Annotated in this window: 11 protein-coding genes and 1 pseudogene; 5 read left to right on the top strand and 7 right to left on the bottom strand. The window is 51.1% G+C overall.

The genetic code is table 11. From position 1 onward, the window contains the following. Positions 1–7: 7 nt before the first annotated feature. The 5 genes and pseudogenes from BV494_RS21710 to BV494_RS21690 all read right to left on the bottom strand — a co-directional run bounded on the left by BV494_RS21710 (position 8) and on the right by BV494_RS21690 (position 6375). The gene (locus BV494_RS21710; RefSeq protein ID WP_104924896.1) at positions 8–343 is read right to left on the bottom strand and encodes an SMR family transporter; all 336 of its coding nucleotides are present in this window, start codon (positions 341–343) and stop codon (positions 8–10) included. Beyond that, on the bottom strand, positions 336–953 hold the full coding sequence (locus BV494_RS21705; protein ID WP_104924895.1) for a TetR family transcriptional regulator: 618 nt from the start codon (positions 951–953) through the stop codon (positions 336–338). The genes BV494_RS21710 and BV494_RS21705 overlap by 8 nt, the downstream gene beginning before the upstream one ends. 173 nt (positions 954–1126) lie before the next feature. Further along, positions 1127–2628, bottom strand: a pseudogene (locus tag BV494_RS21700) (tannase/feruloyl esterase family alpha/beta hydrolase). Between the two features lie 350 nt (positions 2629–2978). Beyond that, positions 2979–5120 carry a 5-histidylcysteine sulfoxide synthase gene (gene ovoA / locus BV494_RS21695; RefSeq protein WP_104924894.1) on the bottom strand — a complete coding sequence of 714 codons (2142 nt, stop codon included), beginning with the start codon at positions 5118–5120 and terminating at the stop codon, positions 2979–2981. A gap of 148 nt (positions 5121–5268) precedes the next feature. After that, the gene (locus BV494_RS21690) at positions 5269–6375 is read right to left on the bottom strand and encodes a tyrosine-type recombinase/integrase (protein ID WP_439958399.1); all 1107 of its coding nucleotides are present in this window, start codon (positions 6373–6375) and stop codon (positions 5269–5271) included. A gap of 399 nt (positions 6376–6774) precedes the next feature. On the opposite strand from BV494_RS21690, the gene BV494_RS21685 reads away from it, so the two are divergent. Continuing rightward, a complete protein-coding gene (locus tag BV494_RS21685) occupies positions 6775–8322 on the top strand; it encodes a methyl-accepting chemotaxis protein (protein WP_104924892.1) in 1548 nt (515 codons plus the stop codon). Between the two features lie 73 nt (positions 8323–8395). Here BV494_RS21685 and BV494_RS21680 read toward each other — a convergent pair whose 3' ends face one another. Next, entirely contained in the window at positions 8396–8932 is a 537-nt protein-coding gene (locus BV494_RS21680; RefSeq protein ID WP_104924891.1) for a GNAT family N-acetyltransferase, read from the bottom strand. A 151-nt stretch (positions 8933–9083) separates the two neighbouring features. Beyond that, the gene (locus tag BV494_RS21675) at positions 9084–10631 is read right to left on the bottom strand and encodes a methyl-accepting chemotaxis protein (protein ID WP_104924890.1); all 1548 of its coding nucleotides are present in this window, start codon (positions 10629–10631) and stop codon (positions 9084–9086) included. A gap of 870 nt (positions 10632–11501) precedes the next feature. Between BV494_RS21675 and tssB the strand changes: the two genes are divergently transcribed. From tssB to tssL, 4 genes are read left to right on the top strand one after another with little or no spacing between them, the layout of a single operon-like run. After that, the gene (gene tssB, locus BV494_RS21670) at positions 11502–11999 is read left to right on the top strand and encodes a type VI secretion system contractile sheath small subunit (RefSeq protein ID WP_104924889.1); all 498 of its coding nucleotides are present in this window, start codon (positions 11502–11504) and stop codon (positions 11997–11999) included. Positions 12000–12027: 28 nt separating this feature from the next. Then, positions 12028–13572 (top strand): type VI secretion system contractile sheath large subunit, encoded by a 1545-nt coding sequence (gene tssC, locus BV494_RS21665; RefSeq protein WP_104924888.1) that lies wholly within the window; start codon positions 12028–12030, stop codon positions 13570–13572. Between the two features lie 11 nt (positions 13573–13583). After that, positions 13584–14921, top strand: coding sequence for a type VI secretion system baseplate subunit TssK (tssK, locus tag BV494_RS21660; RefSeq protein WP_104924887.1), 1338 nt, complete (start codon positions 13584–13586; stop codon positions 14919–14921). Next, positions 14918–15571, top strand: a complete 654-nt coding sequence (gene tssL / locus BV494_RS21655; protein WP_104924886.1) for a type VI secretion system protein TssL, short form — start codon at positions 14918–14920, stop codon at positions 15569–15571. Before tssK ends, tssL begins: the two co-directional genes overlap by 4 nt. Position 15572: the final 1 nt, after the last annotated feature.

Below are 15572 nucleotides of genomic sequence, written 5' to 3'. Positions count from 1 at the left end.
GCCATAGTTAGTGCGCGACAGATTTTGAAAACACATTCACGACAATGACGCCGGCAATGATAAGCCCGAGGCCGATCATTGCCGGGGTATCCAGCTTTTGCCCGAAACCGAACCAGCCAATGGCGGAAACCAGCACAATACCGACGCCAGACCAGATTGCGTAAGCAATGCCCGTCGGCAAGGTTTTCAGGGTCAGAGACAATAAAAAGATCGCAATGGTATAGCCCAATAATGTAACCACGCTTGGCCACAAACGGGTGAATCCTTCAGAACTTTTCAGGCTGCTGGTGGCAATGACTTCGGCAATAATGGCCAACCCAAGCAGTAAATAAGTTTTAAACATGGGACGTTTCCTTACAGGTCGGTTCACTGGCGTACAGTTCATTCACGATTGCGCGGTGCAAATTGTATTGCGCACATTGTTGGGTCAGGCCGAGAGTGTCGAGACGCGACATGGCATCCATGCTGCTGCTCAGACCAATCAGCCGCCAGGAAATATGCTCCGGAGATTCCCCTTCGGCAAACTCCCCTTTCCGGCGACCTGATTCAATTGCGTCAGTAACCAGTTCGTGCCAGTCGGCCACTGACAACGCAAAAGCGGCTTTCATCAGCGGCTCCTGCTCGGTCAGCAACATGGCCTCATGCCAGAGCGGTATGGCCATCAGCGATTCATCATCCTGCGGATCAATCAGCAACATGTTTAACCGCTCACGCGCCGTCAGTTGCTCACTTCTGTTCAACAACTGCTCTTTCAGAATCTTCATTACGCGCGTATAGGCTTGTGCGCGCAGTTCCGCTGCGCTGGAAAAATGATGATGTACCTGCCCGGTCGCCGCCCCCGCTTCCTGAGCAACACGGCGTACGGTGGTGGCAGCTAAACCTTCTAAGCGCGCAACCCGTGCGGCAGCTTCAAGAATGGTGGTTTTGCGTGCTTCCTTACAGAGATAGGCCACAGGAAAAGTCCGACGCTAAAGAGACAGCATCGGATAATGCCAAGACTTGGACGGATGTTCAAGTTTTTTGAGAACGTTCATTCACCTGTGATTATATATAGGTAAATTCACTTGCATTTCATCAGGAAAGAGTACCCGCCAGACGGCGGATATTCATACAGACTCTGGCGGGGTTATTGCGCTACACAAACAAAATTCGCCGCTGATCTTGAATCTCCCTGCCCTTTATATTTGGGAAACAGCGGGTAATCACACAGCGGCATCTCGCGCCCGGCGGTGGTTTTGTTGGTATCAATCATGACCTGCTGACCGGGATCGATGCCGTGATCTACCCATTTATCGAGCGTGCCCAGCGAGTCCCAGCTCACGCGAAACGGACCACTGCTGTGGGTAAAACCGGGGGCGAGGTAAAACCGCACAAACTGATGCAGTTCTTTCTCACCAAACCGGGCTTTCAGCTTTTCATAGTACGCCAGCGTATTTCCCGGTGGCACGGCCATGTCTGCCGTGCCATGCATCAGAAGCAGCTTTCCGCCATGCTGAACAAATGTGCTGATGTCTGCGTTGTCATCATCAACCTGGGCTGCCAGTTCTTTCAGTCGCGCAGCATGTGCCGCCGGATCAAATTGAAGGGAATCGTAGTTTGGAGATTTCATCACCTCGTACCGCACCGCCTGGTCACCCATCATATATGGGAAGGAAATGATGATGTTCGAGGCTGCAGGTTCAGGCTTTTCAGCACCGGAACCCAATACGCTGACCAGCGCAGGCGCATCTGCGCCCAGTAATATCGGCCAGGGTGCAAAGTGATCGCCAGTGGGTAAATTCACGCCCAAAGGCACAGGTTTACTGAGCATATCAACCAAAGATAATTGGATGTCGGAGAGGCAATAGTCGCCATCATCTTTACCATCATGACAACGTAACCTTTCGAGCTTAAATGTCTCTCCGCAGGCATTCACATTGGCGACCACGCCGTCTGTCAGACCGTCCAGTTTGTCGCAGGCCCCCATAACAGAATTCGCTATCAGTGCGGATTTAGCCGGTGAAATCCAGGCACCCGGTGTATTGTAAACGGCCTGCCCGATATGAATGCCCGCCATGTGTAATTCCACGACGTTATAAACCGGATGGATGGCGATAGCGCCATCATAATCGAGAGGATACCGCTGGATGGCGGCCAGCGCCTCATGTCCACCCTGAGAGTTACCCTGAAAATACAGACGCGACGGCTTGCGGCCATAAGCTTGCTCAATCAGCGCAACGGCAACATCGTGCGTTTTCTTAATCTGTTCGCCAGCAAAATTTTCCACGCTTCTTCGTTCAGTGTAAAAGAGGCGTCAGACACGCCGCCCTGATGGCCTGAATCGCTGCCAAAAGTCGCGTAACCCTGTTTCAACGCGCCGGGAACAGAAACCGGGGCAAGACGTGCAGTATCCGCGCCTTTAATTGCACCATCAAACCCGCCGCCACCGAGTTGCAGCGCTTTGCCATTCCAGACGAGAGGCAGATAAAGCTGGAACTGAATATCAGGTGCTTTCAGGTCAACCGGTTTAATTTCCCCTTCTAGTTTGCAATGGGTCTCCACAGGCTGACCTGCGATGGCAACGGTCGTTATCACTGCACCACGCGTCGGAAGGCCGATCCGCGACGCGGCTATATGCGTATTTTTCATGGCAACACATTGCGCTTCGGTAAATCCTGAAACGGGTGCGGCAGTTGCCGTCACAGCGCTCAACATTAACAACAAACCAGGCAGAATCGATTTCATCGGAAGACGTATGTCCTAAAGTCGCAATAACGGCAGTGTGTCATTAAATCAATATCGATAGAACACGGTACCCTCCTCCTTTTTACGTCCAGACTAATTATAGTTACAACATTCAAATAGCTATAAACATCTAAATTCAGTAATAACCTTAAAATCAGTGTTTATCCTCTTTCAATCAGAAAGAAAGTGCCCATAAAAAACGGCCACTTTTTCGTGGCCGTTTACTCTGTTTAAAATATTCAACTCATTGATTTTTATCGCTTACGCCACAACGTCAGTTCTGCAACAGTATGTTGGAATTTACGGGCCGTTTCGCGGATGACAAACGGAATATCCTGCGGTGCCTGAATTTCTTCAAAGTCGCTGGCCAGCAGACGACGTAAAGCCTGGTGCGTTGTCACTGCTTCGCCGTTCTCGCGAAAACCGCCAAGCCAGTTTTGTTTCGGTGTGAAATCTTCGAGCCAGGTATACGGCGAGGACAACATCAGTACCCCGCCACTGCGGATCATTGGCGCAATATCCTTCAGGAAACGCGCGGGTTCACGCAAGCGATCCACCAGATTCGCCGCCAGAACCAGATCATACAGTTCGCCCTGCGGCTTCAGATTACAGGCATCACCCTGCACAAAACTTACGCGCCCGGTTTGCTCTGCGCCGATATTCACCTCAGAGAGTGAAGCCTGACAATAATCGACCAGTTCGCCCTCCTCCGGAATGAGATAACGACAAGCTTCCCCGCGAGCCAGCGCTAAAGCGACATCAATAAACCGCGCCGAATAATCCATACCGACCACAGAATCAAAATGACGTGCCAGTTCAAAAGTGGCGCGGCCTGTCGCGCAACCGATATCTAATGCCCTTCCGCGCTGATGAGTATTTTTTACTGCAATCTCTGCAAGTTGAACTGCATAATTGGGCACGTCGAAATGTCGCGGGCCGTACTGGAAATCCAGATACTGCGCGATCAGGCTGTCCGTTTCGTACGGATTGACGGTCTGCGTTTCCTGATGACCGGATATCACATACCGGAAACCGGCGTGCTGGAAAAAGTGGCGACGAAACGCATAACGCGAGGATTTCAGCGCTTCATTACCGGTTGAAATCCAGCTTCCGCCCTTAATCATCGAATGTTTGCCATCAAACGTGGGCGTAGAAAAATCATCATAGAGCGGATGCACACGGAAACCTTCAAAACCACCGATCGGCGTGGACGCCCATTGCCACACATTGCCCACAATGTCGAAGAAACTCCCCTGCGCAAAGTGATCGACCGGGCACGACGATGCCCACCAGGCAAGATTGATATTTCCCGGTGCAGTTTCCCAATCAGGCTGGTCTCCTTCTACCTGATTTCGTAAAATCATCCATTCCGCTTCTGTCGGTAGCTGTACAGATTCACCCGTTTTCGCCGCTTTCCAGCGGCAAAACGCCGCTGCCTCCAGCTGATTCACTTCCACCGGCCAGTCCCAGGGCATCTGGACTTCTTCCGTCATTAACCGCAGTTTCAGCTGTTCCGGTTCTGCGGGTGACCCGACCCAAAATGTCGGCATTTCCGCCTCAGCGTACTCCCGCCATCCGGTGCCTTCGTCATCCCACCATTTTGCGTCCTGATAACCGCCATTTTCCACAAAAGCGAAATACTCAGCGTTACTGACCAGCATTTTACTGGCACTAAATGCCTGAATTTTATGCGTTGCTGAACCGTATTCATTATCCCAGCCGTAAGTATCATCTTGCTTACCCAGCGTGACAACGTCACCTTTAACCGCCAGCGTTTCGTTTTCTGGCACGGTTTTACGGTCATGACGGGCAAGATTACACGCTGGCCAGTGCGGCTGCGGGCTGACCCAGCTCACAGGCAACTGGCGGATCAATACGCTGGAGGTTTCCAGATGAATACGTTCATGCTCGATACCCATCAGAATCACCCACGCCGGACTGTCCCAGCCAATGGGAAGTGTCAGCGGCATCGACTCAATAATGCCCAGGACTTCTTCGCGAACTTTGTGGCGATATGTTCGCAAATTACTGACAGTGGGCCAGCTATAGTTCTGATCGTCGAGATCATCCCAACTCATTTCATCCACGCCAATCGCCAGCATCGCCTCGATATGGGAATCGATACGCTGCGGGATCAGCCCCGCCGCCATGAGCTTATTAATGTAGAACGTCGCGGTATGACCAAAATAAAAAATGAGCGGATGCCGCAGGGAAATCGCTTTTGTGTAATACGCACGATCGTCATTCAGACAATCAAACAGGCTTTCATAGAGTCCCCATGTCTGAATAAAATATGCGCGAATTTCCTGACGCTTTTGTTCCGCCGTTCCGGTACTCAGCAGGAGTGTCCGGGTCGGTTCTGGCAAACCGGCAGTGTTCGATTGGGGTGAATGCATCATGATTTCCTTTGTCTTCTGGCTACGTCGAACAATATGCAAGTGTAGCATTTCACCTCCGCAAACCTATTCAACGGAGGTTTTGTGCGCTTGCGTATTCGGCGGCAATGGATTCTTATTAATAAATCTGAAATGCGTTTAAAACACGTTATTTTTCCATATATAGCAGAGAACTTTCGGGAATTTCCAGAAACTCACCGTCATATTTATGGCGTAATTCAAAGTAATCGGAGGCCTCAATGATGCCTTTTATATTGTCAGAAAATGCGTCGAGCGCCTGTTTCATCTGCGGTAAATAGTCGTGAGTGTCGTAAACCCTGTCGATGCCTTCAAGCGAGTGATTCATAATTTTACGGGCCACATCGTTGGGAACATCGAGGGATGACAGTTTAGATCGCGCGGTTCTGCGCAAATCGCGGGTCGTAAATGCTTCAATGCCCAGGCCGCGTTCAGCGCGTAACATCCGCCGGATCACCTGAGTGATCGCCCCTCTGGACACCGGTTTTTGGGGATCTTTGGGCGACGGCACCAGCCAGACACTGTCTTTTGGGCTAGCATCAAGCAGAGCGTTAATGCAAATAATCGCCAGCGGTGTAAGAGGAAGGCTGTGGTCGCGGGCCGATTTGTTCCGTGTACCCTGCCGCCAGACGCCAACACGAAGATTAAACTCGGCTTTTCGGGCACGGATCACTTCATCCGGGCGTCTTGCCGTCAGTAAACACAACCGTAATGACCAGCGGCATTGTTCTGATATATCCCATAAATCAAGGCCATGCCAGAACACCCAAATTTCGGCATCGGTCAGCGCCCTTTCTCGCGGCGGCGTATTACGACCACCGACATCCCGGCGCTTCATGGAACTCAGCGGTGAATGCGCAAGATAGCCCTGGGTTTCTGCCCAACCGAAAAATTGCTTACACAACGCGAAAACCCGCTTTGCTTCCGAAATTTTTCCTTCGGCCAGCAAAATATTAAACAACCGGTTCAGGCGCAGACGGGTAATTTTGTTCAGCGGCACATCTCCGATCACCGGCAACACATGTTTCATCAAAGACGACACGGCGATTTCCGGGCGACGTCGGGTCAGTATTAATGAAAGGCGGATCCAGATATTGATCACCTGCCGCACTGTCGCATTACCCTCTTCGTCAAAATCATCCAGTTTCGCCAGCGGCGTCAGTTTTACCTGCTGAAGATAATCCAGAACATGGCGTCCTACATTTTCAGCGGCAAAATCCGCTTCGACTTCTGTCACCGATACCACATTGCCCGTCCGCTGAATTTCATCAGAAAAATCACTGGGCGCAGTTATAGCAAGCCCGCGAAACTGAGGCAAAATGTTTATGACTCCAGACCTATTAAGTCTGGAGTCACGGAGACAATGAATAAAGAAAAATGAAGGTGTTATGGCAGACATTGGAGCCTGAGAAATTGGTCATAAAATCGGCAAATATAATGATATAACGCATATTCCTGTTTGCACCCATCGTTGTAACGTATGAAGTGATGATAAAACGTCCGGTTTTTCCCCCTGAATACATTAATTTCAATAACGTGCTTTCAGCCCTAAAGAAAATTTTACTTATGCCGACATCTAAAGAGTTAAACCTCTTTTAGCTCCTCCCATTCGCAGTCTGGCCAGGGAAATGTCACTATGCGCAATAATCAACCTGTATCACAACGGGAATATCAGTACCCGGACGACGCCACTTTGATGTCAACGACTGATGCCGATAGCCATATCACGTATGCCAATGATGCTTTTATTGAAGTCAGCGGTTTTGACAGTGAAGATATTATCGGTCAGCCTCACAATATTGTCCGCCATCCGGACATGCCGCCATCCGCTTTCAAAGACATGTGGACCACGTTGCAACAAGGTTTTCCCTGGACTGCGCTGGTAAAAAATCGTCGCAGAAACGGCGATCATTATTGGGTTCGGGCAAATGTGGTACCGATTATTCGCGGAGGTAAAACCAAAGGTTATCTTTCTGTCCGGACAAAACCGACGGCGACTGAAATTTCTGAGACTCAGTCGCTGTACGACAAAATGAATCGCGGCGAACTTAACAATCGCCGGTTGTTCAGAGGCTTGTTGATCCGCACGGGCATCACCCGACCGTTCTCAATTTTAAAAACGCTATCGGTTCGCGGGCGGATCCGCAGCGGGCTCTTCATTTTATTTCTTCTCAACTCTCTGGCAATTTCGACACTTACTGCGTTGCCCGCCACACAGTGGTATTCCGCGTATGCGCTAAGCACATTTTTCATTTTGCTTTTAGGTTTCTGGCTTGAATGGCAGATTACGCGCCCGGTTGAACAACTTTGTCAGCAGACTTTGCGGGTTGCCAGCGGAGCCAGCCATACGATCACGCCGATGGAACGCGTCGATGAAATCGGTATGACGTTGCGTGCAGTCGGCCAGCTCGGATTGATCTGCCGGTGGATGGTGGACGACGTAAACCATCAGGCACATAAAGTGCGCACCGCCACTGAATCACTGGCGAACGGAAACGAAGCGCTGAGTCAGCGAACCGAACAGACTGCAGCCAATGTGGGGGAGACCGCCGCCGCGATGAACGAGATGAGTGCGACCGTTGAAAGCAACACACAAACGGCCGCTGAAGCTGACAAATTATCGCTGACCGCCAGCGCCGCCGCCGAAAAAGGCAGTAACGCCATGCAAAATGTTGTCGGCACGATGCAGGAAATTACCGACAGTTCCCACCAGATCGCGACTATCACCACTGTTATCGATGGCATCGCTTTCCAGACCAATATTCTGGCGCTCAATGCCGCAGTTGAAGCGGCTCGCGCAGGTGAACAGGGAAAAGGATTTGCGGTGGTGGCCGGTGAAGTTCGCAGTCTGGCGCAGCGAAGTGCAAGTGCTGCCAGCGAAATAAAACGGCTGATCGACACCAGCGTGGAGACCGTTGTGTCGGGATCTAAACAGGTCGATCAGGCGGGTAAAACCATGGCAGAAATTGTTTCTCAGGTGCGAAACGTCACGTCGCTGATCGGCCAAATCCGTAATGCCACCCGTGAACAAAATCTGGGGTTACTGGATATCGCCAAAGCTATCGAAGAACTTGACCGTATCACACACCAGAATTCACTTCAGGTTCAGGAAGGCACGAACGCCTCAACGGGTCTTAAAAGACAGGCCGACAGACTGGTTGAGGCCGTCGGTGTATTCAGGTAGTTTGTTAAAATTCGGTCACGTTCAGCACCAAATCCGTATATTTAGCCGAATTTGGTGCTGGGTTATTTCCCAGCTATTTTCTGACTTCCCACTCTGACGCCAGCAGAGCATACAAATATTCACTGCACCATTCGTCTTTCAGAAAGCAGTTTTCTATAAAACTTCCTTCGCGTCGGAACCCCGCTGACTCGAATAACCGGTAACTTCCGTGATTGCGGATATCAGTGGAGGCGTAAACCCGGTGCTTTTTGAGATGGTCGAAAAGATAGGTCAGTAACAGATTTAATGCACTCTTCGCGATCCCTTTCCCCTGCCATTTCGAGTCGAGGGTAATCCCCAGTTCCACCTGATATTCGTCGACAAAGTGCAGCCCGAAATCGCCCACCATGCCAAATTCAGCGTGTTCTATCGCAATCTGAAACCAGTTATCCGGCGTGCCAAAAGGGATCTCATTCATCACCTCAAAAAGCAGTTCCGCCTGTGGACGGGTAAAGTATTCCCAGCTCTGGTAACGGGCGACATCCGGGTTCTGCCGGTACCGGGTGAAAATATCAAGATCGTCATGGCTAAAATGACGCAAGCTCAGCAAAGGTGAAGCAAGTAAAGTCATAGCAATTGCTCCTGGAAAGTCACCGCAATTAACCCGTTATATCAAAGTGTTATTCATTGTTAAACCCTTTGCCCAATATTAAAAAGGCCGGACTGAATTTCCCCGTCCGACCTGAACTACGCCTCTTCTCGCGGTCAGTTCACCGCAGTACTTAAACGGCTGCCAGCCTGAATGCTGAAACCGAGCGAGTAAGATGCAGTACCTGCTCTTCCAGAGAAGCCGCAGCAGCAGCGGATTCCTGCACCAGCGCCGCATTCTGCTGGGTCACGCCGTCAATTTCTGTCACGGCCTGCTCAATCTGGCTGATCCCACGACTTTGTTCGTCGGAGGCCGTCGAAATATGTTCCATCAGAACATCAACCTGCGTAACCGACGAAATGATTGCTGAAATAGATTCACCGGTACGGGACACCTGATCCGACCCTTCCTTTATATTGGCAACCGATTCAGAAATCAGACTTTCAATTTCTTTCGCCGCCACCGCGCTTCGCTGCGCCAGATTGCGCACTTCGCTGGCGACTACTGCAAAACCGCGCCCTTGTTCACCGGCGCGCGCGGCTTCAACTGCGGCATTCAGCGCCAGAATATTGGTCTGGAAAGCAATGCTGTTAATGACGCCGGTAATGTCTTCAATTTTTTTAGAGCTACTGTTAATGCGCCCCATGGTTCCGATCACTTCCTGCGCAACCTTCTCACCTGCGCGGGCATTCTGTACCGCTTCGCGCGTCAGGCCACTGGCCCGGCTGACGTTTTCCGTGTTTTGTTTTACCGTAGCACCCAGCTCTTCCATGCTGGCGGCGGTTTGTGTCAGCGCGGCGGCTTGTTGTTCAGTACGCGAAGCCAGATCGATATTGCCCGCGGAAATTTCCTGCGACGCGTGCGCGACCGTATGGCTGGTATCACGTACCTGCCCGATAATTTGCACCAGCGACTGCCGCATGTGTTCCATCGACTGCATCAGCTCTTCGATTTCACTGCGGGAAGTATTTTTAAACGGCACCGGCGTATCGAGATACCCTTCGGCAATTTTGCGGCAGTGATCACGTGAACTCAGCAGCGGAGTCAGAACGAAACGTTTGAGTAATAACAGCACGCCAATAATGATGATGAGGAACAGCAAACCAAACGCAATCGTCAGCCCGATACCGAATTTGAAATTGTCCTGCGCGTCGGTGTTAAGATTTCTTGCGTACTGTTCATGCAGTGCCAGCACTTTATCCAGCACTACTTCATACTGATGATCCAGCTGAACCACGGTCGGGATCCGCGCTTTGAACTGTGCCTGGTCCCCCGCTTTCGCCGCGTCAATTAACGGCTCGATCCCGTTCTGGCGATAATTCTGGTAAGCCGTGCGGTAAGTCTCTGCGAGCTCATTTTCGCCCGGTAATTTTGGCGCATTGAGATACGCCTGAAATGCCGCATCCGCTTTGCCCATCACTTCGCTGACAGCGTCAAGTGAAGAAGCCGACGGCTGGCCGCCGCTGCTTTCAATCTCCTTCATATATTCCATCACGCGGACACGTGAGGTACGGCTGTGGTTGATCGGATCAATAATGGAAAGCACCACACGGATCTCTTTATTCACGTCATCCAGGGAATGATTACTCTGTGTGAGTAACCAGACATTGGAAATCATACTGGTGAAAAAGAGAGCAAAAAGAACCACAAGAACAAGCAGAGAAGATTTTTTAAGCGACATCGATAGATTCTCAAAATGGGCTGGAGTCTATTTATCGGCATATTGTATATAATGTTTAGTTTTTGGGTGCTCTATCACAAATTTATGACCATATGCTCATTCGCACGTCGTTCCTGTGACGCAATAGCGTTTACGGAGCACCGTAAAACCTCACAACCGGAGAGGCACAAACCTATTTTAATGCTGAAATTTAACTCAGGCATAAAATCATCCAAGATTAAATGCGTATATTTTTTTCAAAAGATCTCACCAATCTGAGCATTGCTCTGTCAGATAATTCGTGTATTAAAATGGAATTATATGAATTAATAATAAGTATGTGTCTTGTGAATTATTCACCATAGGAATAGTCCGCGACGATACACGAGAAAAATCTTATGTATTTAGCGTCAACCTTTCACTTCGGAAAATTCATCTCAAAAATTTTATGAAATTTATTTTGATCATTAAAAAGCCTGTTTATGTCAAAATCCGGTCATTAGCAGATTTACCAAAAAAACTTCAATAACCCTCATCCCTTATCCCACGCAGCCTGCAGGGTCATGTGTAGAAAATTCCTATATATCAATACAGTGCTCTTTTTAATTGCGCAATCTGGCGAGTAACACTTAGTTACATAATTTAGTTTTCAATAAAAATGCTAATGTTTCTAAAATGCCGCCTACAGGTACTTATCTGAAATTTTCTTTTCCAGATAAATTTAAAACACACTGCAAAATGTTCCATAAAATATTTTGTTTCGCTTGTGACCCTGATTTTAGTCGCACACCTAAGTGCAAAAAACGGATGTTTTTTATGGCAGGGTTGCCAACTTTTCATTTATTTATGGATTCATTGGCAGCGTTTATCACTCCACAGTAAGGGATAGGCATGTCTAATAGCTTTCAGGAAGAAATACCCAAGGCTCGCGTCAATATCAAACTGGATTTACACACCGGCGGCGCACAGAAGAAGGTCGAGTTACCTTTAAAATTAATGGTAATGGGTGACTACAGCAATGGTAAAGAAACCCGCCCATTGTCAGAACGCGAAAAAGTTAACATCAATAAAAATAACTTTAACAGCGTTATGGCTGATTTCAGCCCGTCACTTAACCTGACCGTTGAAAACACACTGGCCGGCGATCGCAGTGAAGAAAGTGTCAGTCTGAACTTCAAAGAGATGAAAGACTTCGAACCTGAGCAGGTTGCACGCCAGATCCCACAACTGCGCGCCATGCTCGCTATGCGTAATTTATTACGTGACCTCAAATCCAACCTTTTAGACAACGCCACTTTCCGCAAAGAACTCGAAACCATCCTGAAAGATGACAATTTGAGCGATGACCTGCGCGCTGAACTGGCTGCTCTGGCTCCCCAGAACTCTTAACCCTTCCTGAACGGATCAACCCGAGACTATGCTGATGTCTGCTACTGAAAACAGTCAAGAAAGCCGCACAACCGTGCTGGAACGTGCCGATGCAGGAAGTGTTTATGCGTCATTATTTGAAAAAATCAACCTGACTCCGGTCTCTGCACTGGGAGACGTGAATGCTTTCCAGGATGACCAGGCGATGTCTGATGTCACCACCGACGAGCGTGTTACGGCGGCAGTTCAGGTCTTCCTGGAACGCCTGAAACAGTCCGGTCAGAAAGTTGAGCGCCTGGACAAGACATTACTGGACGGCCACATTGCGATGCTCGACGAGCAAATCAGCCGCCAGCTTGACGAAGTCATGCACCATCCGGAGTTCCAGCGCATGGAATCCGGCTGGCGTGGCCTGAAATTCCTGGTAGACCGCACCGATTTCCGTCAGAACGTAAAAATCGAAGTGCTGGACGTCTCCAAAGACGACCTGCGTCAGGATTTCGAAGATTGCCCTGAAATCATTCAGAGCGGCCTGTACCGTCATACCTACATTCAGGAATATGACACACCGGGCGGCGAGCCAATCGGTTCTGTGATTTCCAACTATGAGTTTGACGCCAGCCCGCAAGACGTCGCGTTGCTGCGTAACATCTCCAAAGTGTCTGCGGCTGCACACATGCCGTTTGTCGGTGCTGTAGGGCCTAAATTCTTCCTGAAAGACTCCATGGAAGAAGTGGCTGCCATCAAAGACATTGGCAACTACTTTGACCGCGCTGAATACATCAAATGGAAATCTTTCCGTGATTCAGATGACTCCCGCTACATCGGTCTGACCATGCCGCGCGTGCTGGGTCGTCTGCCTTACGGGCCGGACACTGTCCCTGTTCGCAGCTTCAACTATGTTGAAGAAGTCAAAGGACCGGACCACGAGAAATACCTGTGGACTAACGCTTCTTTCGCCTTCGCGGCAAACATGGTGAAAAGCTTCATCAAAAACGGCTGGTGTGTACAAATCCGTGGCCCGCAAGCTGGCGGCGCAGTCACCGACTTGCCGATTCACCTTTATGACCTGGGCACCGGCAATCAGGTGAAAATCCCGTCTGAAGTGATGATCCCCGAAACGCGCGAATTTGAATTCGCCAATCTCGGCTTCATCCCGCTGTCTTACTACAAAAATCGCGATTACTCCTGCTTCTTCTCCGCGAACTCCGCGCAGAAACCGGCGCTGTATGACACGGCTGATGCGACTGCCAACAGCCGCATCAACGCGCGTCTGCCGTACATCTTCCTGCTGTCACGTATCGCGCATTACCTGAAACTGATTCAGCGCGAAAACATCGGGACCACCAAAGATCGTCGTCTGCTGGAGCTGGAACTGAACACCTGGATCCGCACTTTGGTCACCGAAATGACCGATCCGGGCGATGACCTGCAGGCTTCTCACCCGCTGCGTGACGCCAAAGTGACCGTAGAAGATATCGAAGACAACCCGGGCTTCTTCCGCGTGAAACTGTACGCCGTGCCGCACTTCCAGGTGGAAGGTATGGACGTCAACCTGTCATTGGTTTCTCAGATGCCGAAGGCTAAGGCATAAACAGAGAAACGATGAAAATTTATCGTCCATTATGGAGCGACGGGGCCTTTTTGGCCCCACAACAGTTCCAGCAACAAGCCCGTTGGGATGCCTTTGTCGCCGATACCGTCGCGCATATGGTGCTGGCGCATCCGTGGGGTGTCATTGACGCCGACTTCGATAACGGTTCGTTGGCGCTTTCGCGTCTGAATGCCTTGCGACTGGTCGTTCGGTTTCCAGATGGCACACTCATTGATACGGAACGGGCAGATAACCTGCCCCCTGCCTGCGATTTATCTGCAATTTCAGACCGCGAGAGTGTGGATGTCGTACTGGCGTTACCGCTGCTCTCGGCCAACGGAGGCAATCTGGATGATGGTCAGGACAGTGAGCGTCCACGTCGATGGAAACAGGAATGGGTGACCGTACAGGAACTTTCCGGGAATGAACGCACCGAACTTGCGATCATGCGTCACGCCGTAACACTGCGTTTTGCCCATCAGGAAAACAGCGCATACCTGACCTGCCCAGTGCTGCGCCTGATGCGCAGCGCGCAGGGGCAGTGGATGCCGGATGAGAACTTCATTCCACCGATGCTCGCCCTTGCCGCCAGCCCGCTGGTGCAGACCGAACTGAGCGACCTGCTACACCGCCTGCAGGCCCGCCGTCGTCGTCTGATGGCCATGCGTCGTGAAAGCAACGAGCGTATGGCGGATTTTGCCGTGGCCGACGTGTCGCTGTTCTGGCTGCTCAATGCGTTAAACAGCATGGAGCCGGTGCTGACTGAGCTTATTCAGACCCCTTCACGCCACCCGGAACTGTTCTACCGAGAGCTGGTGCGCCTGGCCGGCAGCCTGCTGACGTTCTCCCTTGAGCATAAAGCGGAAGATATCCCGCTGTACCAGCACGATGCACCTGAGCTGGTTTTCCCACCGCTATTTGCGCTGCTGGATAAGTTGCTTGAAGCGAGCCTGCCGTCGCGCATGGTGGCCATTGACCTCAAACATGACGGTCAGTTCTGGACCGGTTCCCTGCACGATGCTCGTCTGCGCGAAGGGGCTGATTTCTATCTCTCCGTTCGCTCGTCAATGACCAATCACCTGCTGCAGACCCAGTTCCCGCTGCTATGTAAAGCGGGCAGCTTCGAGGCCGTCTCTGATGTGGTGAACGTTGCGCTCAGCGGTGTGGTAATGAAGCCGCTGTCGCACGTGCCTGCGGCTATCCCGCTGCGTCTTGAAAACCAATACTTCTCCCTTGATCTCAACAGCCCGGACGCCGTGGCGATGCTGGAAGCGGGCAACTGCGCCTTCTACACCCCAGGCACGCTGGGTGATATCAGGCTTGAACTGTTTGCGGTGCTGCGCTCATGAGTCAGATCAATACGTCAATCGTTGATGAAGTCTTTTATCCCTGCTGGCTGATGGTCAGCCAGTTACGTAACGGCCAGGAGATCACCGACGGAGAAGCCTTGTATCGTCAGGCCTGCGGCTGGATGGACGGTGCCAGGGAAGCCCTAACGCGTGCCGGGTTCAGCGACGCGAGCTGCAACCACATGCTCTACACGCAATGTGCGCTGCTGGATGAAAGCGTGATGAACCGGGAAAAGCGCGACAGCGGCTATGCAAAATGGCTGAAAGACCCGTTGCAGGCGCGCTACTTCAACACCCTAAATGCGGGTGAAGAACTGTGGGAGCGCATCCGCACCGTCCTGCAGGAGCCTGCACCGGATACCGCCGTGCTGACCTGTTTTTACCGTGCGCTGACGCTGGGCTTTGTTGGCCGGTACCGTGAGCAGGGCGATGAACGCCGCGAAGACGTTGTCCGCAAGCTGAGTCAACTGGTCCCGGCGTTTTCGCAGGCTCAGGACGCGCCGGTGGTTTCGCGTTCATCGCGCCTGCGATCCGGGCGTAAAACGTACTGGTTTTCCTGGGTACTGGGTGCAGCCGTTCTGGTCGCGCTGTGGTTCGGGCTTTCCACCACGCTGACAAAAATGGTGTCGCTGCTGACGGGGGCGCACTGAC

The organism is Rahnella sikkimica (genome assembly GCF_002951615.1).
In the GTDB taxonomy this organism is placed as follows: Bacteria; Pseudomonadota; Gammaproteobacteria; order Enterobacterales; family Enterobacteriaceae; genus Rahnella; species Rahnella sikkimica.
Note: the sequence above shows the minus strand (reverse complement) of the source record. Positions and strands in the feature narration are given on the sequence as shown.